Source organism: Mesorhizobium sp. M0145 (genome assembly GCF_040322355.1).
In the GTDB taxonomy this organism is placed as follows: Bacteria; Pseudomonadota; Alphaproteobacteria; order Rhizobiales; family Rhizobiaceae; genus Mesorhizobium.
In genome coordinates this window covers 797,271-814,460 of record NZ_JAMYTK010000001.1, presented here as the reverse complement: position 1 = coordinate 814,460, position 17,190 = coordinate 797,271, and the positions used below count along the sequence as shown (strand labels likewise).

The 17,190-nt window shown below is 63.1% G+C and carries 22 protein-coding genes; 7 read left to right on the top strand and 15 right to left on the bottom strand.

All coding sequences use genetic code 11. The features are described 5' to 3' along the window. Window positions 1-92 precede the first annotated feature (92 nt). Together NKJ28_RS04150 and pyk are read left to right on the top strand one after the other, a co-directional pair. Window positions 93-539, top strand: a complete 447-nt coding sequence (locus tag NKJ28_RS04150; RefSeq protein ID WP_502894514.1) for a DUF1036 domain-containing protein — start codon at window positions 93-95, stop codon at window positions 537-539. After that, the gene (gene pyk / locus NKJ28_RS04145; RefSeq protein WP_352454861.1) at window positions 536-1,966 is read left to right on the top strand and encodes a pyruvate kinase; all 1,431 of its coding nucleotides are present in this window, start codon (window positions 536-538) and stop codon (window positions 1,964-1,966) included. The genes NKJ28_RS04150 and pyk overlap by 4 nt, the downstream gene beginning before the upstream one ends. A 234-nt stretch (window positions 1,967-2,200) precedes the next feature. Here the strand turns inward: pyk and NKJ28_RS04140 are convergent, their stop codons facing one another. Beyond that, complete coding sequence (locus NKJ28_RS04140; RefSeq protein ID WP_352454860.1) at window positions 2,201-2,800, bottom strand: tetratricopeptide repeat protein; 600 nt, start codon at window positions 2,798-2,800, stop codon at window positions 2,201-2,203. A 94-nt stretch (window positions 2,801-2,894) separates the two neighbouring features. Next, the gene (gene ykgO, locus NKJ28_RS04135) at window positions 2,895-3,020 is read right to left on the bottom strand and encodes a type B 50S ribosomal protein L36 (protein WP_006203764.1); all 126 of its coding nucleotides are present in this window, start codon (window positions 3,018-3,020) and stop codon (window positions 2,895-2,897) included. 229 nt (window positions 3,021-3,249) lie between these two features. Here ykgO and NKJ28_RS04130 point away from each other — a divergent pair, with 229 nt between their 5' ends. Continuing rightward, on the top strand, window positions 3,250-3,672 hold the full coding sequence (locus tag NKJ28_RS04130; protein WP_352634170.1) for a lysozyme inhibitor LprI family protein: 423 nt from the start codon (window positions 3,250-3,252) through the stop codon (window positions 3,670-3,672). 92 nt (window positions 3,673-3,764) lie between these two features. Here NKJ28_RS04130 and NKJ28_RS04125 read toward each other — a convergent pair whose 3' ends face one another. From NKJ28_RS04125 to NKJ28_RS04070, 12 genes are all read right to left on the bottom strand, one after another. Further along, window positions 3,765-4,841, bottom strand: coding sequence for a 5-(carboxyamino)imidazole ribonucleotide synthase (locus NKJ28_RS04125; RefSeq protein ID WP_352634168.1), 1,077 nt, complete (start codon window positions 4,839-4,841; stop codon window positions 3,765-3,767). Next, entirely contained in the window at window positions 4,838-5,335 is a 498-nt protein-coding gene (purE, locus tag NKJ28_RS04120) for a 5-(carboxyamino)imidazole ribonucleotide mutase (protein WP_023678468.1), read from the bottom strand. Before purE ends, NKJ28_RS04125 begins: the two co-directional genes overlap by 4 nt. A 124-nt stretch (window positions 5,336-5,459) precedes the next feature. Next, window positions 5,460-6,293: an anti-sigma factor family protein gene (locus tag NKJ28_RS04115; RefSeq protein ID WP_352589876.1), complete on the bottom strand. Its 834-nt coding sequence runs from the start codon at window positions 6,291-6,293 to the stop codon at window positions 5,460-5,462. After that, window positions 6,290-6,850 (bottom strand): sigma-70 family RNA polymerase sigma factor, encoded by a 561-nt coding sequence (locus tag NKJ28_RS04110; RefSeq protein WP_352817726.1) that lies wholly within the window; start codon window positions 6,848-6,850, stop codon window positions 6,290-6,292. Before NKJ28_RS04110 ends, NKJ28_RS04115 begins: the two co-directional genes overlap by 4 nt. 25 nt (window positions 6,851-6,875) lie before the next feature. Next, the gene (locus tag NKJ28_RS04105; protein WP_023678471.1) at window positions 6,876-7,223 is read right to left on the bottom strand and encodes a cupredoxin domain-containing protein; all 348 of its coding nucleotides are present in this window, start codon (window positions 7,221-7,223) and stop codon (window positions 6,876-6,878) included. Between the two features lie 11 nt (window positions 7,224-7,234). Next, window positions 7,235-8,182 (bottom strand): metallophosphoesterase family protein, encoded by a 948-nt coding sequence (locus NKJ28_RS04100; protein WP_023678472.1) that lies wholly within the window; start codon window positions 8,180-8,182, stop codon window positions 7,235-7,237. Between the two features lie 165 nt (window positions 8,183-8,347). Then, complete coding sequence (locus tag NKJ28_RS04095) at window positions 8,348-9,553, bottom strand: aminotransferase class V-fold PLP-dependent enzyme (RefSeq protein WP_031212142.1); 1,206 nt, start codon at window positions 9,551-9,553, stop codon at window positions 8,348-8,350. Between the two features lie 23 nt (window positions 9,554-9,576). After that, complete coding sequence (locus tag NKJ28_RS04090) at window positions 9,577-10,038, bottom strand: RidA family protein (protein ID WP_023678474.1); 462 nt, start codon at window positions 10,036-10,038, stop codon at window positions 9,577-9,579. A 34-nt stretch (window positions 10,039-10,072) separates the two neighbouring features. After that, window positions 10,073-10,867, bottom strand: coding sequence for an amino acid ABC transporter ATP-binding protein (locus tag NKJ28_RS04085; RefSeq protein ID WP_352634165.1), 795 nt, complete (start codon window positions 10,865-10,867; stop codon window positions 10,073-10,075). 4 nt (window positions 10,868-10,871) lie between these two features. Continuing rightward, window positions 10,872-11,522: an amino acid ABC transporter permease gene (locus tag NKJ28_RS04080; protein WP_023678476.1), complete on the bottom strand. Its 651-nt coding sequence runs from the start codon at window positions 11,520-11,522 to the stop codon at window positions 10,872-10,874. 1 nt (window position 11,523) lies between these two features. Then, window positions 11,524-12,189 carry an amino acid ABC transporter permease gene (locus tag NKJ28_RS04075; protein ID WP_023678477.1) on the bottom strand — a complete coding sequence of 222 codons (666 nt, stop codon included), beginning with the start codon at window positions 12,187-12,189 and terminating at the stop codon, window positions 11,524-11,526. A gap of 66 nt (window positions 12,190-12,255) precedes the next feature. Next, entirely contained in the window at window positions 12,256-13,137 is an 882-nt protein-coding gene (locus tag NKJ28_RS04070) for a transporter substrate-binding protein (protein ID WP_031212143.1), read from the bottom strand. 128 nt (window positions 13,138-13,265) lie between these two features. Here NKJ28_RS04070 and NKJ28_RS04065 point away from each other — a divergent pair, with 128 nt between their 5' ends. Beyond that, on the top strand, window positions 13,266-14,069 hold the full coding sequence (locus NKJ28_RS04065; protein WP_352589863.1) for an IclR family transcriptional regulator: 804 nt from the start codon (window positions 13,266-13,268) through the stop codon (window positions 14,067-14,069). Between the two features lie 34 nt (window positions 14,070-14,103). On the opposite strand, the gene NKJ28_RS04060 is transcribed toward NKJ28_RS04065, so the two are convergent. Then, complete coding sequence (locus NKJ28_RS04060; RefSeq protein ID WP_023678480.1) at window positions 14,104-14,307, bottom strand: YdcH family protein; 204 nt, start codon at window positions 14,305-14,307, stop codon at window positions 14,104-14,106. Between the two features lie 239 nt (window positions 14,308-14,546). On the opposite strand from NKJ28_RS04060, the gene NKJ28_RS04055 reads away from it, so the two are divergent. The 3 genes from NKJ28_RS04055 (at window position 14,547) to NKJ28_RS04045 (ending at window position 17,039) form a co-directional block, all read left to right on the top strand. Then, on the top strand, window positions 14,547-14,726 hold the full coding sequence (locus tag NKJ28_RS04055; protein WP_023678481.1) for a YdcH family protein: 180 nt from the start codon (window positions 14,547-14,549) through the stop codon (window positions 14,724-14,726). Between the two features lie 200 nt (window positions 14,727-14,926). Beyond that, window positions 14,927-16,180 (top strand): flavodoxin-dependent (E)-4-hydroxy-3-methylbut-2-enyl-diphosphate synthase, encoded by a 1,254-nt coding sequence (gene ispG / locus NKJ28_RS04050; RefSeq protein WP_352634163.1) that lies wholly within the window; start codon window positions 14,927-14,929, stop codon window positions 16,178-16,180. A gap of 4 nt (window positions 16,181-16,184) precedes the next feature. Next, window positions 16,185-17,039, top strand: a complete 855-nt coding sequence (locus NKJ28_RS04045; RefSeq protein ID WP_352634161.1) for a lytic transglycosylase domain-containing protein — start codon at window positions 16,185-16,187, stop codon at window positions 17,037-17,039. Window positions 17,040-17,190 lie beyond the last annotated feature (151 nt).

The following is a 17,190-nucleotide window of genomic DNA, read 5'->3' as shown; positions in this document are numbered from 1 at the left end:
CCGAAAAGGGGCGTTGAGAGATGCAAATGTGGTTCTTGAGGGGTTTCAGGATGGGTTTCGCCGGCAGGCTGCGTGTGCGCCACGCCTTGGCCATGCCGCTCCTGGTACCGGCCATGGGTCTTTTCGCGGTGATTTCGGCCTCGCCGGCACGGGCCGATTTCCGGGTCTGCAACGCCACGCAGAACCTGGTCGGTGTCGGCATCGGCTATCGCGCCAAAGCCGGCTGGATCACCGAAGGCTGGTGGCACATCGAAGGATCGAGCTGCAAGACGCTGATCGAGGGACCGTTGTCATCAAGGTTTTACTATCTTTATGCAGAAGACGCCGAGCGCGGCGGACGCTGGGATGGTCCGATCAACATGTGCGTGGCCGAAAAAGAGTTCAAGATCGCCGGCGTTACCGATTGCGTCGCCCGGGGCTTTCAGCGCGCCGGATTCCAGGAATATGACACGGGCGAGCAGGCAAGCTGGATGGTCCAGCTGACTGACGAGCCCGCAACGGATGGCGCTCCAGCCGCCCCGGGAACAAACAGTCAATGAGACGCAGCCGCAAGGTCAAGATCCTCGCCACCATCGGTCCGGCCTCCTCGTCCGAGGAGATGCTGAAGAAGCTGTTCGAAGCCGGCGCCGACGTGTTCCGCATCAATATGAGCCACACCGACCATGAATTGATGCGTACGCTTGTCGGCCGCATTCGTGCCGTCGAGGAGGCGGTCGGCCGGCCGATCGGCGTTCTCGCCGACCTGCAAGGGCCAAAGCTGCGCGTCGGCAAGTTCGCCAACGGCAAAGAGGTGCTGACCGTCGGTCAGACCTTCACGCTTGACGACAATCCCGAGCCCGGCAATTCGACGAGGGTCTACCTGCCGCATCCCGAAATCCTGCGTTCGGTCGAGGCTGGTCATCGCCTGCTGATCGACGACGGCAAGCTCGAGCTCAAGGCGGTCAGCAGCAACGGCAAGGCGATCGTCTGCACCGTCGTCGCCGGCACCACCATTTCCGACAAGAAGGGCGTCAGCCTGCCCGACACCGACCTGCCGGTCGGCGCGCTGACGGAAAAGGACCGCCGGGATCTCGACGCGGTTCTGGCGACCGGCGTCGACTGGGTGGCGCTGTCCTTCGTGCAGCGGCCCGAGGACCTGGCCGAAGCGCGCAAGATCGCACGCGGCCGGGCGCTGATCATGGCCAAGATCGAAAAGCCGCAGGCCGTCGCCCGGCTGGCCGAGATCATCGAGCTTTCGGATGCGCTGATGGTCGCCCGCGGCGATCTCGGCGTCGAGATGCCTCTCGAAGCCGTGCCTGGCATTCAGAAGCAGATCACCCGCGCCGCGCGCCGTGCCGGCAAGCCGGTGGTGGTCGCCACGCAGATGCTGGAATCGATGATCACCGCGCCGGTGCCGACGCGGGCCGAGGTGTCGGACGTGTCGATCGCCGTGTTTGAAGGCGCCGACGCGATCATGCTTTCGGCGGAGTCCGCCGCCGGCGCCTATCCGGTCGAGGCGGTGGCGATGATGAACCGGATCGCCACCAAGGTCGAAACCGACCCGACCTATGCCGGAATTATCAACGCGCAGCGCTCGGAACCGGAAGCCACCGGAGCCGACGCGATCTCGCTCGCCGCCCGCGAAATAGCCGAGACGCTGAAGCTGTCGGCGATCATCACCTATACCGCGTCCGGCACGACCGGCTTGCGCGCCGCGCGCGAGCGGCCGCAAGTGCCGATCGTGGCGCTGTCGCCGATCCTCAACACGGCGCGGCGGCTGTCGCTGTTGTGGGGCACGCATTGCGTCGTTTCCCCCGACGCCAGCGACCTCGACGACATGGTCGACCGCGCCTGCCGCATCGCCTTCGATGAAGGTTTCGGCAAGCCGGGCGACCGCGTCATCATCACGGCCGGCGTGCCGCTGAGGACGCCGGGCTCGACCAACATGTTGCGCATCGCCTATGTCGGATCGGAAGTCGGCCGCTAATGTCGGCCGCGGCTGCCGGATAGGCCGGCTGCATGGCGCGTCGTAAACGCGGCGCCAGCCGGGCGCATCGACGGCAGTCGGGTTAGGATAGACGCCGAACTCCGCCAGCTTGCATCAGCCTGTGACCGGTTCAGGAGTAGGGGAGTAGGGCGCATGTGTGCCACAGTGCAATCTGCACCTCTCACATACTACCTTACTCCCCTATTCCCCTATTCCCCTACTCCCTTACTGGTCTCAAATGCCTTCGCCGGCAAGCTCCTCGGAAAGTGCGGCGACCTGGTCCTGGGCGCTGCGCATCATTGGGTAGATGCCGAGCACGCGCTGCCAGGCCTCAAGTGCCGACTGCTTGTGGCCGGTTTCGGCCATGATCTGAGCCAGGCCCGAAAGCGCGCCGAAATGGCGTGGTTCGAGCTGCAGGGTGCGGTCGATGTCCGCCATCGACTTCCCGTAGTTCTTCATCATGAAATGAACAGTGGCGCGCCGGTTCCAGCCTTCCGCATAGGTCGGCTGCAAAGTCACCACCTGATCGAGGAAATCGAGTGCAACATCGAATTTCTGGTTTTCGATCGCCTTCTGCGACCATTGCATCATCAGGTCGATAGAGGCGCTGCCCGACTGGGACCACTCGCTGCCGATGCGTCCGGCGATGCGCTCGGCCGCCTTTTCATTGCGTTCGCGCTTGAGATCGGCAAACAGCTGATCGAGCCGCGCCTGTTTCGTCTTGACGACCGGAGGTGCTGTCGGCGGAGTTGTGGTCGGATCTTCAGCCCACGCCGGCAGCGAGACAGCGCCGGAAACAAGGAAAGCCGTGAAAAATGCAAAAAGAATCCGCATCGCGGGAATCTAGCCCCCGACGCCGGATCGTCAAACTGAATTTAGCGTGAGAGGCGTATCATGCGAACGGAGGCGCGCAGCCTCCGTCGAAAACTCAACCTTGGCGCGCTTTGTAGCGCGGCGCGGTCTTGTTGATGATGTAGATGCGGCCCTTGCGACGAACCAGCTGGTTGTCGCGGTGACGCGCCTTCAACGCCTTGAGCGAATTCTTGATTTTCATGGTCTTGCCCGTCGGTCTGGGCCCGGTCACGGGCCGAATTATTAAGGCGCGCCCACAGACGCGCCTTTGAACTGTGCGTGGCTCATAGACGAGGAGCGTTGCCCGTGTCAAGCGCGTTGCCTAAACGATACGGACCGTTTCGTATCATCAAATATCCGCCACTGGCGTCTTGCGGCGTTGCGCAGGCTTGAGACGGCTGGAATGATGCGGTTGCGAATTGGAGATCGTCATGCGCCGAATTCTTGTGTCCGCCTGTCTTGTCGTCCTCGCGGCAGGTTCTGTTGCCTATGCGCAGGAATGCGACCGCAACGACGACAGCCAGCAGATGATGAACATCTGCGCCGACGCGGACTACAAATCCGCCGACGCCAAGCTCAACAAGGCCTACCAGGATCTCATCGGCGAAAGTGACGCAAAAGCCAGGAAGCTGTTGCAGACGGCGCAGCGCGCCTGGATCGCTTTTCGCGACGCGGAATGCAGCTATTCCGCCGCGGACAGCGAAGGCGGCTCGATCTATCCGATGCTGATATCGGAATGCCTGACGCGGCTGACCGACGATCGCACCAAGCAGCTCACCGCCGATTCGACCTGCGCGGAAGGCGATGTGAGCTGCGCCAGCCCCGACGAGGACGAGAGCGGCGAAATCCAGTAAGCGTAGGTTCTAACTTTGTGTTTGAGCATGATCTTTTCCGAAATCCGGATTCCACTTTTCGCTAGCGCGGACCTTCGGTTCGGGATCATGCTCTAGCTGCGGCGGCTCACGCGCGTAAAATGGCCCATCTTGCGGCCGGGCCGCGCCTCGGCCTTGCCATAGAGGTGCAGCATCAGATCGGGCTCGGCGAGCAGATCAGGAACGCGCCTGACATCGTCGCCGATCAGGTTTTCCATGACGCAGTCGAACTGCCGGGCGGGATTTCCCAGCGGCAGGCCGGCGACGGCGCGGATGTGCTGCTCGAATTGCGAGATGGTGCAGGCGGCCTCCGTCCAGTGGCCGGAATTGTGGACGCGCGGCGCTATCTCGTTGGCCAACAGCGAACCGTCGGCAAGGACAAAGAATTCGACGCCGATGACGCCGACATAGTCGAGCGCTGCAAGGATCTCTGCCGCCGCCGTTTGAGCCGCAGCCGCCGTCTCGGATTTTACTCCGGCCGGCAGCGTCGAGCTGTGAAGAATACCGTTGCGATGGACATTCCACGCTGGATCGTAGGCGGCGAGCGAGCCGTCGCTGCCGCGCGCGGCGATCACCGAAATCTCGCGCTCGAAGGTGACGAAGGATTCCAGGATCAACGGCACGTTGCCCATCGCCTCGCAAGTGCCGGCAAAGCCGCCTGTTTCCATGTTGCGGAAGACACGCTGGCCCTTGCCGTCATAGCCCATGCGGCGCGTCTTCAATATGCCGCTGCCGTTGAACTGTTTCAGCGCAGCCGTCAGTTCCTCGTCATTGTCGACGGGGCTGAAATCCGCGGTCGGTATGCCGATGCCGTTGAGGAATTTCTTTTCCGCCAGCCGGTCCTGCGCCACTTCCAGTGCGCGTGCCGGCGGATAGACCGGCACCGTAGAGGCAAGTGCCGCGGCGGCCGCGACCGGTACGTTCTCGAATTCATAAGTAACGACGGCACTGGCCGCAGCCAGCTCGCTAAGCGCGGCCGCGTCGTCATAGGCGGCGACGATCTGCCGGTTGGCGACCTGTGCCGCCGGGCAATCCGGCTGCGGCTCCAGCACGACGATGCGGTAGCCGAGGCGGGCCGCGGCCATCGCCAGCATGCGGCCAAGCTGGCCGCCGCCGATGATGCCGATGCTCGATCCCGCCGGCAGGCTCACGGCGCGTCCGTGGGCTCGGCGGCCACCTTGGCGGTCTGCGCGGCGCGCCAGCTATCCAGCCGGGCGGCGAGCTTTTCGTCGCTCAGCGCCAGCACCGCGGCGGCCAGAAGTGCAGCGTTGGCAGCGCCGGCCTTGCCGATGGCCAAAGTGCCGACCGGAATGCCGGCCGGCATCTGCACGATTGATAGCAGCGAGTCCTGGCCCGACAGCGTCTTTGATTCCACCGGCACGCCGAACACCGGCAGCGGCGTCATCGCCGCCGTCATGCCGGGCAGATGCGCCGCACCGCCGGCACCGGCGATGATCACCTTGTAGCCGGCCGCCTTGGCGCCCTTGGCGAAGTCATAGAGCCGGTCGGGCGTGCGGTGGGCCGAGACGATCAGGCGCTTGTGCGGAATTCCAAGCGCCTCAAGCGTTTCGGCGGCGTGGCGCATCGTCGCCCAATCGGACTGGCTGCCCATGATGATGGCGACGTCGGCGCGGTGATCGTCCAAGCTTCTGCTCTCCGGCGGCAAAAGCGCGCATTAGCTGAAATCGAGGGGAGCCGCAAGGATGGCCGGAAACGGCAAAGCCGCTTGTGCCGTCTCCGTGGCTACGCACATGGACAGGGGCGGTCTGTCATCGGGCGGCCGCTGCTCGGAAGCGGTTGACGAAGTCGTCAAGTTCAGGCCGTTCGGTATCGGAAATCGCCCAATAGGAAAAGGCGCTGTCGCTCCAGTGGACCAGCGAGAAGCCACCAGCAGAAAGATCGACCGGTCCGGCTGTCGAGCCGGTTTCCTCGGGCGCGGCGACGAGAGTGATCAGGTGCTCGCGGTGCCTGTAGACCAGTGCCGGCACTGGCTGGTCGGCGATCACCTCGACCCGGCCGCCGAGCAACGCGAAGCCGTCACTGGCAAGGTCAGGTGCCGGCGGCGACAGGCCGACCCTGCCATCCAGCCAAGGTTTGACCGTGTGCCGGTCCGACGAGACGACGTCCACGGGGCTGGCTGCCAGCAGGCTGCGGCGATGGCCGCTGGCGACCGCGGCGGCAAAGCTGTCGGGCGCCCTGCTCAGCATCATCCATTGCGTCGCGCCGCTGGCCAGCACGGCGGTAACGATGATCGACGCCGCCAGCGCGCGCCAGTCGAACGCGCCAAATCGGTGCACCGCTCTGTGTGCCGGCGGCACTCGAGCGGCGGGCGCCGGCGCCGGCAGCACTTTCTCCGTACCGGCTGTCCCGATTGCAGCGATGCGAGCCTTGAAATCCTCACGGACATCGAGCCTCGGCAGCCCGCTGACGACCGTCTGCAGCGCAACGATGCGGGCATGCTCGGCGGCGAGCGCCGGATCGGCCGCGATGCGTCGCTCGACAGCCAATGCTGCTGCTGCGTCGAGCTCGCCATCGACCAAGGCATGGATCATCAGCTCCACGCCCGCCGGGTCATCGGGCAGTCCATCGTTGTGCGCGCTCATGGCGCCCTCCCAAGTTGGGATATCAGCAGACCGCGCGCCCTCGCCAGCCGCGACATCACCGTTCCTAGCGGCACGCCAAGCAGCGTCGCGATCTCGCGATAGCTGAGGCCGTTGATGTCGCGCAGCACCACAGTCTCGCGAAATTGGTGCGGCAGCGCGGCGATCGCCGCCTCGAGTGCGGCCGTGTCGGCCTTGGCGATCAGGCTTGCCTCAGGACTATCCGTATCCGGCAGCCCGGCGCCATATGCAGCCGTCATGTCATCGAGGTCGCTCAGGTCGCCGACGGCGACGATACTGCGCGGCCGGTTGCGCGCCAGCCAGGAGTAAGAGGCGTTGCGCACGATCGCCAGCAGCCAGGCGCGCGCATTGCCGCCGGCATAGCCGGCGATGCCCGCATGCGCCTTCAAACAGGCCTCCTGCACCACATCCTCCGCGTCGGCGGCGTTGCCGGTCAGCCAGCGGGCAAGCGCAAGCGCATCCGCGAGATGGGGCAGAACCACCTCGCGAAAGCGCTCGGTCGCGGCCTCTTGGTTCAACACCGTCGCATCGCCCGGCATCCCGGGCAGAACCTTCCGAAAATCCTCACGGAGCGACGGTGATCCTGCCCTGCATGTGCGGGTGAAGCCCGCAGAAATAGGCATAGTCGCCCACTTTGGTGAAGGTGAAGGCATATGTGTCACCGGTGTCAAGCGCCTTGGAGCGAAACGAGGCATCGTTGGCGACCACCAGATGCGGGATGTCGTCGTCATTCTCGAAGGTCACGGTAGTGCCCTGCTTTACCGTCAGCACCGCCGGTGTGAAGGCAAAGTTCTCGATCTTGACCATTGGCTGGTCTGCTGCGTTCAGTGGCATGGCAACCATTATCAGGATCGCCGCCAAACCGAACGTGACAGGGGATACGACCAAGACGCGGGATGGGAAGCGGATCATCGCATTTCCCCTCAGGCCAGCGTGCTGTCGATGATGGCGAGGTCCTGCCCGCCTTGCTTGACTGTCACGCTGCTTGTGCCGAGCAGGCTGCGCAACTGGCCGGCAGGTACCGTCATCGGCCCGGGTGAGGCTGCGGTGCCCGGCGCCGGTTGCGGGAAAGCGGTCGAGCGCGCGGTATGAAAGGTAACGTTGCCTTCGACCTTCTGCATGATCTGGTGGATATGGCCGTTGAGTACGGTGACAGAGCCGAAGCGCTTGAGCAGGGCCAAGGCCTGCGCCGCGTCGTCGGTGCCCCAGCCCCATTCGGGATAAACAGCCCATAGCGGGATGTGGGCAAAGACGACGATTGGCGTCGAGGCGGTGACCGCCTTCAGATCATCGGCCAACCATGCCAACTGGTCGGCGCCGAGATTGCCCAGCCCGCCAGCCTTCAGGTTGACGACGTTGACCAGGCCGATGAAATGGACGCCGTTCTGGTCGAACGAATACCAGCCAGCGCCCTTGGTGCCCTTGCCGTAGCGGTCGAGATAGGCCTGGCCATTGCCGTCATCGATCAGGTCGTGCTCACCGGGCACATAATGCACGTCGAAGCCTGCGCCGCCGATGATCTGGGCAGCGTTGTCGAACTGCGCGGCTTTCGACAAATGGGTGATGTCGCCGGTGTGGATCATGAAGGCGGGCTTTTGCGGCAACGCCTGGATCTTGCCGATGGCCTCCTTCAGCGTGTCGATGGCGTGCGGGTTGGCAGCCTTGTCGAAGCCGATGTGGCTGTCGGAGATCTGGAGGAAAGTGAAGCCGGTGGCCAAGGCCTCGGCGGCTTGCGACGCACCGAGCAGGCTGAGCGAAACCGGCACGCCGGCCGAAATTGTCCACAGCACTCCCGTGCCGGCCCAGATCATGCATTCCAGTGCATGACGGCGGCTGATGCCGTCAGCTTCATTGTCGTGGTGGTGGGTCATACCGGTCTCCTGCACGCCGGAAATGGCGTCTGTTTGGGAGACCAATGGGCGGGGTGGTTTATTCCGCCCGAAGACTAAAAGTTCATTCACACTGCCGTGATGGCGCACTGGCCCGATGCGAAGCCGGCGCTGGAAGGCACTGGCTCGACCACGCTCTGGCGATGTCTAGTCCGGCCAGCGCAGCGCTCCGGCGGACTGCTTGCGAGCGGGTTTCATCGCATCCGCGGGCCGATCGGCAGCACTCAACACCGCTCGCAGGCGTTCGGCAACGATCTCCGCCTCGCCGGGATGGAGATTGCACGGATCAAGGAAGAAGTGACCGCGCTCGACCTCGTGGTTGCGCACGATCACGGGCGGCGAACCCGCCGCAAGCGCCGAGGCGAGGCCGGCGGCGGTGAAGCGGCTTTCCGGCGCAACAAACACCTGCAGGCGGTCGAGAGGATTTCCGGTCGGATCTGGAATGATACGTGCCTCGATGCCAGGCAGGCCCTGCAATGCGGTTTGCCACAGATGCAGTGCGGCGTCTTCCCGCTGGCGAATGCCGGCATGGTCGCGCCGCTCCCAGGCTTCCAGGGCCGCCATAGTGCCGGCAATGCTCTCCTTGCCGACCTTCATGGCGCGCGCAACGCCCCGGTTCTGAAGATAGGCGGCCCGTACCAGATCCTTGCGGCCGGCAACGATGCCGCTTGTCGGCCCTGAGAGAAATTTGTGCCCGCTGTAGACAACAATGTCGGCGCCGCGCGCCAGAAAGCCACGCAAATCGTATTCCGAGGCGGCGTCGACGATCACCGGCACGCCCTTGGCGTGGCAAATCTCGCAGAACTCCTCAAGCGAGAGCATGCCGTATTGCACGGTGTGGTGCGCAACGACGTAGAGGGCTGCCGCCGTCCGGTCCCGGATCGCCTCGGCAACATGATAATCCTGGGTGACGCTGACCGTGCCGGCAGGCACTGCCTTGGCTCCGGCAAGCCGGATCGACTGGTCGATCGGCGCGCCATAATTGACGATGTGACCAAGCTGAACGATGACCTCCGATTTGAGGCCCTCGGTGTCGTCCGGCAGCCGCTCGATCGCAAGAAGGCTGGTCCCGGTCATCGCGCCGGCAATCGCCATTGTTATGCCGCTGGCGCAGCATGCGGTGATGAAGCCGGCCTCGCCGCCGGTAAGGCGTGCAATCACCCTACTTGCGGCGCGCTGCAGATCGTCCATCTCGACCCATTGCGAGGCCATTTCCGACATTGCGGCAATCGCTTCTGGCACGATGATCGAAGCACCGAGTGCCGTCATCGTGCCGGAGACATTGATGATTGGGCGAAGGCCAAGCCGTTCGCGGATTGTCGTGTTGGAACGGTCAGCGGCATAGGTCGTCATCTCTGTAGATCCTGTTTAAGATTTCAGGCGGCGATCTCGACGACCGCCTCGATTTCAACTGTGATGTTGCCCGGCAGCGAGCCGACACCGATCGCGGAACGGGCATGTCCGCCAAGCGTATCAAAGACGGCCGCGAAAAGATCGGAACAGCCGTTCACCACCTTGGGGTGCTCGCTGAATGTCGGCGTCGCATTGACAAAGCCAAGCAGCTTGACGACGCGCACGATGCGGCCGAGGTCGCCGGCCGCGGCATGCATGACGGCGAGCAGGTTCAGGCCGGTCAGACGCGCATGCCCGTAGGCCTCTTCAACGCTGACATCCTCTCCGACCTTGCCGGTGCAGAGCGCGCCATCGGCGCGCAACGGCCCCTGGCCGGAGAGGAAGATCAGCCGTCCGCTCTCGGCATAGGTGACGAAGTTGGCGATGGGCTTCGGCGGCTCGGGCAGTGTCAGGCCCAATTCCGCGAGCCGGATGTAAGGCGTCATAAAAGCTCCTTGCGACAGCTTTCGCCGTCCGATGTCAAAAATGCGAGGCGCGAAACCGCGCCAGGAAACTGCGAAGGCGTTCATTGTCGAACCCCGCCGCCAGAATCTCGGCGGGTGGTCCGACGGCACTGACGCCGCCATCCGCCATGAAAACGATGCGGCTCGATGCGTCGCGCGCAAAAGCCATTTCATGCGTGACCATCAGCATCGTCATGCCGTCTTCGGCGAGGCTGCGCACGACCTCGAGCACCTCGCCAACCAGTTCGGGGTCGAGCGCCGAGGTTATCTCGTCGAGAAGCAATATCTTCGGCTCCATCGCCACGGCGCGGGCGATGCCGACGCGCTGCTGCTGGCCGCCGGAAAGCTCGGCCGGCAGACTGTCGGCTTTGTGGGCGAGGCCTACGCGGCCGAGCCAGTGCTCGGCAATGGTGCGGGCCTCGGCATTGCTCTTGCCGCGCACCTTGCGCAGGCCAAGCATGATGTTGCCGGCCGCAGTCAAATGCGGAAACAGATTGAAGCTCTGGAACACCATTCCGGTCTCGGCTCGCATCGCCGCCAGGTCGCGCTCGCTGCGTCGCTGGCGTGTTCCCGTCTCGCGATAGCCGACTTCTTTGCCGTCGATACGGATCGAGCCGCTGTCGTAGCTCTCCAGGAAGTTGACGCAGCGCAGTAGCGTGGTCTTGCCGCTGCCGGAGGGGCCGATGATAGTCACGACCTCGCCGCGTGTTACTTGCAGGCTGACGGAGCGCAGGACCTCGACGGATGCAAAGGCTTTGGAAACCTCGGTGACATCGAGAAGTGCCGGATTCTGGTGCGAGGCGTTGAACATCGTGCTATTCCCGGATGAAGGAGAAACGCCGCTCCAGGCGCCGGCTGGCCAAGGAGAGGGCGTAGTTGACGGCGAAGTAGACGAGCGCACCGAGAATGTAGAGTGGCATCGCCTCATAGGTGCGGCCGATGACCTGGTTGATTGCCTGCATGAGGTCGGTGATGCCGAGCAGCGAGACCAGCGCGCTGCCCTTCACCGCGTCGGTGACGCCATTGATCCAAGGTGGCAGGAAGCGCCTGAACGCCTGCGGAAAAATGACGTAGACCAGCCGCTGGCGAAAGGTCAGTCCGATCGCCATCGCCGCCTCGGACTGACCCTTGGGAATCGAGCCGACGGCGCCCCTGAGATACTCGACGACTTGTGCGGTCTTGAAGAGGGTGAGGGCGAACACGGCCGCCCAAAAGGATTCCAGATGCAGCCCCACCGCGGGCAGGCCGTAATAGACGAAGAAGATTAGCACCAGGATCGGAATGCCGCGTATGGTGTCGCTGAAGATGCGCACTGCCCAGCGCAGCGGAAAAGGACCATAGACAAGGCCGACGCCCATCAGCACGCCGGCGATGAGCGATAACACCACGACCAGCAGCGACACCCACAAGGTTACGGCAAAGCCTTCGGCGAGGAACGGCAAGGCGTAGATGATCTGGCTCAGCATGTCAGCGCGCCGCCTTGAACCGGCGCTCGACGAGCCGCAGCGCGAAAAGCAGCGTGTAGCCGGTCAACAGGTACATTGCCGTCACCACCAGATAGACTTCGACAATGCGGAACGTGTTGAAGTTGATCCACTGGGCGCCATAGGTGAGTTCGGGTACCGAGATGACCGACGCCACGGACGTATCCTTGAAGAGCGATATGAATGTGTTGGAAAGCGCCGGCAGGGTTATGCGCAGCATCGTCGGCAGGCGCACATCGAGCAGCCTTTGCCATGGCGTCAGGCCGATTGCCTTGCCGGCGTCGAGCTGACCGCGCGGCACCGCCTCGAGCCCCGAGCGAAACACCTCGACCAGGTAGGCGCCGCTGTAGAGCGACAGCGTGGCAATGAATGAGGTTTGCGCGCTGTAGGCAATGTCGACCACCGTCGGCAAGCCGTAGAAGACCAGATAGACGAGCAGGATCAGCGGCACGTTGCGGATGAACTCGACATACCCCGCGATGATGGTCCGCACCGCACGTCCGGCCGACACGTACCAGACCGCCAGAACGAGCCCGATGACGATGCCGATCGCGATCGAGATGACGGCAAGTTCGAGGCTTAGCAGCAGTCCGCCCCAGAGCTTGTCGAAATGCCGCCAGATAAGGTTGAAGTTGAGAGTATAACCCATGCGTCCTCGTCATGGAGGGCTGTGATGAGAGAAGGCGGAAGGACGTTGTCCTTCCGCCTGCTTGCATCAAATGACCGGGAAACCGGGATGGCGCGCCGGCGGCTCCTGTCCGAAATAATCCTTGAACGCAGCGTCGTAGAGTGCCGTTTCATGGCCGAACATGGCGATGGTGAAGGTCTGGTTGACGAAGGTCAGCCAGTCGAGGTCGCCCTGCCGCAGCGCGGCACCATAAAGCATCGAGAACCAGCTCTTGCCGGCATCGAAGTACTTATCCGGATTGCGCGAGGCGAGCCAGCGCACCGTTGACAGATCGACCGCGGCGGCGTCGACGCGCTTCGATTCCAAGGCCTGCAGCACGTTGGCCTGCGTGTCTATCTGCATCACCTGCGACTCCGGCAGGACGATATGCACGTTAGCCTCGGCATCGACATTTTGCAGGATGGAAATCCGCGTCGCCGAACCGCCGGCAAGCAGCTTGTCGAAGGTCTTGTTTTCGGCGTTCGGAAGGGTCAGCAAGGCGATGCCTTCGACGTAGTAGGGTCGGGAGAAGTGGATCAGCTGCGAGCGCTGGGCGGTCATGGTCATGAACTGGATGGTGATGTCGACCTTGTTGGTGGTCACGTTTGGAATGCGCTGAGCCGGATCCTGCATGACGAATTCCACTTTGGTCGGATCGTCGAAAAGCCCCTTGGCGAGAATGCGACCCATGGTGATGTCCATGCCCACCAGTTCGCCGGCGTCGTTCTCGAAATGCCAGGGCGCATTGGTACTGCCGGTGCCGACGATTACCTTGCCGCGCTCGAGGACGGTGCGCAGCAGGCTGTCCGGCGCTGCCTGGGCCGCCGCTTTCTGAACGTCGACCGCGGTAGCGGCGCTCATCACTCCGGCCGTTGCAAGCCCGGCCATTCCCAGTTTCAGAAATTCACGCCTTTTGGATGTGTCGTTCACGGCGACCTCCTTTCGTGTTGTGTTCCCCTTTGGATCAGCAGTACAGGCATCGGTTGCAACTGACGTCATTGTCCCTTACAAGAGACGCCTGTACTCTGTACAAGACAGATTAACATCAGGAATCGATAATGCAAGATGGCAATGCCTTGGCCGCTCGACCGGACGCCGGTCTGGACGAAGACAAGAACTCGGGTTCTCGGGAGAAGGGCCTCAACCGGGTCCTCCAGATTCTGGAGTTTCTCCACACGACCCAGCGTGCGATCGGCATTGGCGACCTTGCCAGAGGGGTGAATGCACCGCGATCGACGACCTATACGCTGGTGCGCTCGCTGGTCGACGCAGGCCTGCTGGAAATGGCCGGGGACGGCAATCGGGTCTATTTCGGAAAGAAGCTCTACCTCTACGGAATGGACTATGTGCGGGGCAACGACCTGCTCAGGCGAGGGCGCCAGGAAGTCGACCATCTGTCACGCGAGACCGGCGAGACCTCGGAGTTGTGCATGCTGCAAAGCGGCCGCTACACCATCGTCCATTCAAGCCCGGGAACGAGGCCATTCCGGATCAGCTCGGCGACCGGTCTGCAAATACCGCTCCCCTGGACAGCTTCCGGGCGACTGCTGCTCGCCGGCTTCGACAGGGCAGCGATTGAGGATATGGTCTCCGAGGACGATCTCGTGCTGCCGGACGGCCGCAGATTGCAGCTCGACGATTTCATAGACGACATCGCCGTCGCCAAGTCGGCCGGCTACTGCGTCACCTCCGGCCTTGTCGATGCCTACACGAAATGTCTGGCCGCGCCGGTCTTTTCAGCGCCGGGCAGGGTCGAGGCGACGATGTGCCTGGTGGTTCCCATCGATACCTCGACCGAAAAGACCGATGACCTGATAGAGCTGTTGCTCGAGCGCGCCGCGCGGCTTTCGATCGCGGCATAGGCCGCCTTTCCAGCAGGCCAGCGCCGGCGTCCGTTCAAGCGATAATGTCTGGAATGATCTTGTCTTCCAGCGCCATCAGCCTGTCCTTCAGGAAGAGCTTCTTTTTCTTCATGCGCTGGATCTGCAGCGGGTCGCAATTCATGGCAATCATCGCATTGATTGCCGCGTCGAAATCGGCGTGTTCCTGCTTCAGCCGGGAATATTCGAGGCGGATATCTGCCTGTTCCTGATCGGACATTTTTACCGTCTGCACGTCTGCGGCGCCCAAACTATGGGCCTGATTGGGCGGGACCGGGTCTTCTTGCACCGGCGCGCAGCCCATATCACATTTCATATTGGCGTGGAATGCTACCACGCAGCATTCGACATCGGTGCGCGATGGTGGCACACTGTCATTATGCCGTCACAGAAGCGAGCCTGCGGTGGACGTGCCATGACGGCTGCAATCCGAGGAAATCATGAAAGGGAGAACCAATCATGTCTCTTGCATCCCATCTTGATGAGCTGCAGCGGAAACACGGCGACATCGAACGGGAAATCGACGATGCGATGACCCATCCGTCGGTAGACGACCTCGAAATCGTGAATCTCAAGCGGCGCAAGCTGGCGCTCAAGGACGAGATTGAAAAACTGAAGGCGAAACCGACGACCCACTGAAGCCCTTCCAGGACTAGAAGCGCCGCCCGGCGCGCGATCTTTCCGGTGGCATCGCTATGCTGCCGGAAACGCTCGCGGATTTGCGGCAAGCTGCCGTCTTGTTATTTCCGATTTGCTGGGCCTGCGCGCCAGTCGCCATTGACAAGCCATCTTTGCTCCTCCACCTCATGCCCGGACCTTCAAGATTAAAGGCAGCCGGCATGACCGGATATTTTTCCTCACCCTTCCCGCGCCGCAGGTCGGTCGGTGTCGACGTCGGCGGCGTGATGGTCGGCGGCGGCGCCCCAGTCGTCGTCCAGTCGATGACCAACACCGACACGGCCGATGTCGACCAGACGGTCGCGCAAGTGGCGGCGCTGCATCGCGCCGGCTCCGAGATCGTGCGCATAACGGTCGATCGCGACGAAAGCGCTGCCGCCGTACCGGCCATCCGCGAGCGACTGGAGCGGCTCGGCATCGACGTGCCGCTGGTCGGCGATTTCCATTATATCGGCCACAAGCTCCTGGCCGATCATCCGGCCTGCGCCGCGGCCTTGGCCAAGTACCGCATCAACCCCGGCAATGTCGGTTTCAAGGACAAGAAGGACCGGCAGTTCGCGGCAATCGTCGAGATGGCGATCCGATACGACAAGCCGGTGCGCATCGGCGTCAACTGGGGTTCGCTCGACCAGGAGCTGCTGACCCGGCTGATGGATGACAACCAGGCCCAAGGCTTTCCGCTGACCGCGCAGGAAGTGACGCGCGAGGCAATCGTGCAATCGGCGATCCTGTCGGCCGAAATGGCCGAAGAGATCGGCCTTGCGCGCGAGAAAATCATCCTGTCGGCCAAGGTCAGCGGCGTGCAGGATCTGATCGCCGTCTACACCGAGCTTGCCACCCGATCCGACCATGCGCTGCACCTCGGCCTGACGGAGGCCGGCATGGGCTCGAAAGGCATCGTCGCCTCGTCCGCTGCCATGGGCATCCTGCTCCAGCAAGGCATCGGCGACACCATCCGCATCTCGCTGACGCCGGAGCCGAACGGCGACCGCACACGCGAAGTGCAGGTGTCGCAAGAACTGCTGCAAACCATGGGCTTCCGGCAGTTCGTGCCGATCGTCGCCGCCTGCCCGGGCTGCGGCCGCACGACCTCGACCGTGTTCCAGGAGCTTGCCCAGAATATCCAGGCCGACCTGCGCAAGAACATGCCGGTGTGGCGTGAACAATATCCCGGCGTCGAGAACCTCAAAGTCGCGGTGATGGGTTGCATCGTCAACGGTCCGGGCGAATCCAAACATGCCGATATCGGCATTTCGCTGCCCGGCACCGGCGAGATGCCGACCGCCCCGGTGTTCGTCGACGGCAAGAAGGCGGCGACCCTGCGCGGCCCATCGATTGCCGCGGATTTCGAGAAGATGGTCGCCGACTATATCGAACGGCGGTTCGGGCAACACGGCAAAGCCGCGGCGGAGTAGTTCGATGCGGCGTTTGCTCGGCGCGGCGCTGGTTGTCATTTGCGGGCTGATCTGGGCGACAGCCGTTCAGGCCGATCCACCACGGCCCGCCAAAAAGAAGCTGATCGACCAGGTTTGCAACCTGATCGAGACGCATGCCGACCAGAACGGCCTGCCCCGGGATTTCTTTGCCCGGCTGATCTGGAAGGAAAGCCGTTTCGATCCCAATGCGGTCAGCCCCGTCGGCGCTGAGGGCATTGCCCAGTTCATGCCGGGCACCGCCAGGATGCGCGGGCTCGCCAATTCCTTCGACATCGAACAGGCGATCCCGGCCTCGGCAAAATACCTCGCCGAAATGAAATCCGGTTTCGGCAATCTCGGCCTCGCCGCCGCAGCCTACAATGCCGGCGAGAGCCGGGTGACGCGCTGGCTGAATTCCGGCGGCTTCTTGCCGATGGAGACCGAAAGCTACGTTCTGGACGTCATGGGCGAGCCGGCCGACAACTTCACCAATACCGCCTACGCCGGCGTCATCCGGCCGCTCGACAAGAAGGCGAGTTTCGCTGCCGCTTGCCGCGAGCTGCCGGTGATCATGTCCAGAACCGTGCCGATGTCGTCGATCAACATCAAGCCGTGGGGGGTGCAGGTGGCCGGGAATTTCCGTCGCGCCGCGGCGCTCAACCAGTGGAGCAACGTGAAGCGCCGGTTTCCAGCCTTGCTCAGCGGTCGCGATCCGGTGGTCAGCCGGGTGCGCACACCGATCGGCAGGCGCGGCATCTATGCGGTGCGGATCGGCGCCGACACCAAAGCCAAGGCCGACGATATTTGCCAGAAACTGCACAGCGTGGGCGGCGCATGCATCGTGGTGCGCAATCGGTAAGCCATATGTCGGTGCGTTTCGCGCCATTGCTGCCATCTTGCTCCCCGTGGGCACTTCGTCCTCGACACGTGAATCATATTTTCGGCGAACCGTTAGCCAGGTCTTGCATCGTCGTCGATGCGGGGTAAGGTCCCCGCGATTTTTCGCGAAA

What these genes read in the sequence shown, in the direction of transcription:
- NKJ28_RS04150 (WP_502894514.1), top strand. Translation starts at nt 93, where the DNA reads ATGCCGCTCCTGGTACCGGCCATGGGTCTTTTCGCGGTGATTTCGGCC.
- pyk (WP_352454861.1), top strand. Translation starts at nt 536, where the DNA reads ATGAGACGCAGCCGCAAGGTCAAGATCCTCGCCACCATCGGTCCGGCC.
- NKJ28_RS04140 (WP_352454860.1), bottom strand. Translation starts at nt 2,800, where the DNA reads ATGCGGATTCTTTTTGCATTTTTCACGGCTTTCCTTGTTTCCGGCGCT.
- ykgO (WP_006203764.1), bottom strand. Translation starts at nt 3,020, where the DNA reads ATGAAAATCAAGAATTCGCTCAAGGCGTTGAAGGCGCGTCACCGCGAC.
- NKJ28_RS04130 (WP_352634170.1), top strand. Translation starts at nt 3,250, where the DNA reads ATGCGCCGAATTCTTGTGTCCGCCTGTCTTGTCGTCCTCGCGGCAGGT.
- NKJ28_RS04115 (WP_352589876.1), bottom strand. Translation starts at nt 6,293, where the DNA reads ATGAGCGCGCACAACGATGGACTGCCCGATGACCCGGCGGGCGTGGAG.
- NKJ28_RS04110 (WP_352817726.1), bottom strand. Translation starts at nt 6,850, where the DNA reads ATGCCGGGCGATGCGACGGTGTTGAACCAAGAGGCCGCGACCGAGCGC.
- NKJ28_RS04105 (WP_023678471.1), bottom strand. Translation starts at nt 7,223, where the DNA reads ATGATCCGCTTCCCATCCCGCGTCTTGGTCGTATCCCCTGTCACGTTC.
- NKJ28_RS04100 (WP_023678472.1), bottom strand. Translation starts at nt 8,182, where the DNA reads ATGACCCACCACCACGACAATGAAGCTGACGGCATCAGCCGCCGTCAT.
- NKJ28_RS04095 (WP_031212142.1), bottom strand. Translation starts at nt 9,553, where the DNA reads ATGACGACCTATGCCGCTGACCGTTCCAACACGACAATCCGCGAACGG.
- NKJ28_RS04090 (WP_023678474.1), bottom strand. Translation starts at nt 10,038, where the DNA reads ATGACGCCTTACATCCGGCTCGCGGAATTGGGCCTGACACTGCCCGAG.
- NKJ28_RS04085 (WP_352634165.1), bottom strand. Translation starts at nt 10,867, where the DNA reads ATGTTCAACGCCTCGCACCAGAATCCGGCACTTCTCGATGTCACCGAG.
- NKJ28_RS04080 (WP_023678476.1), bottom strand. Translation starts at nt 11,522, where the DNA reads ATGCTGAGCCAGATCATCTACGCCTTGCCGTTCCTCGCCGAAGGCTTT.
- NKJ28_RS04075 (WP_023678477.1), bottom strand. Translation starts at nt 12,189, where the DNA reads ATGGGTTATACTCTCAACTTCAACCTTATCTGGCGGCATTTCGACAAG.
- NKJ28_RS04065 (WP_352589863.1), top strand. Translation starts at nt 13,266, where the DNA reads ATGCAAGATGGCAATGCCTTGGCCGCTCGACCGGACGCCGGTCTGGAC.
- NKJ28_RS04060 (WP_023678480.1), bottom strand. Translation starts at nt 14,307, where the DNA reads ATGTCCGATCAGGAACAGGCAGATATCCGCCTCGAATATTCCCGGCTG.
- NKJ28_RS04055 (WP_023678481.1), top strand. Translation starts at nt 14,547, where the DNA reads ATGTCTCTTGCATCCCATCTTGATGAGCTGCAGCGGAAACACGGCGAC.
- ispG (WP_352634163.1), top strand. Translation starts at nt 14,927, where the DNA reads ATGACCGGATATTTTTCCTCACCCTTCCCGCGCCGCAGGTCGGTCGGT.
- NKJ28_RS04045 (WP_352634161.1), top strand. Translation starts at nt 16,185, where the DNA reads ATGCGGCGTTTGCTCGGCGCGGCGCTGGTTGTCATTTGCGGGCTGATC.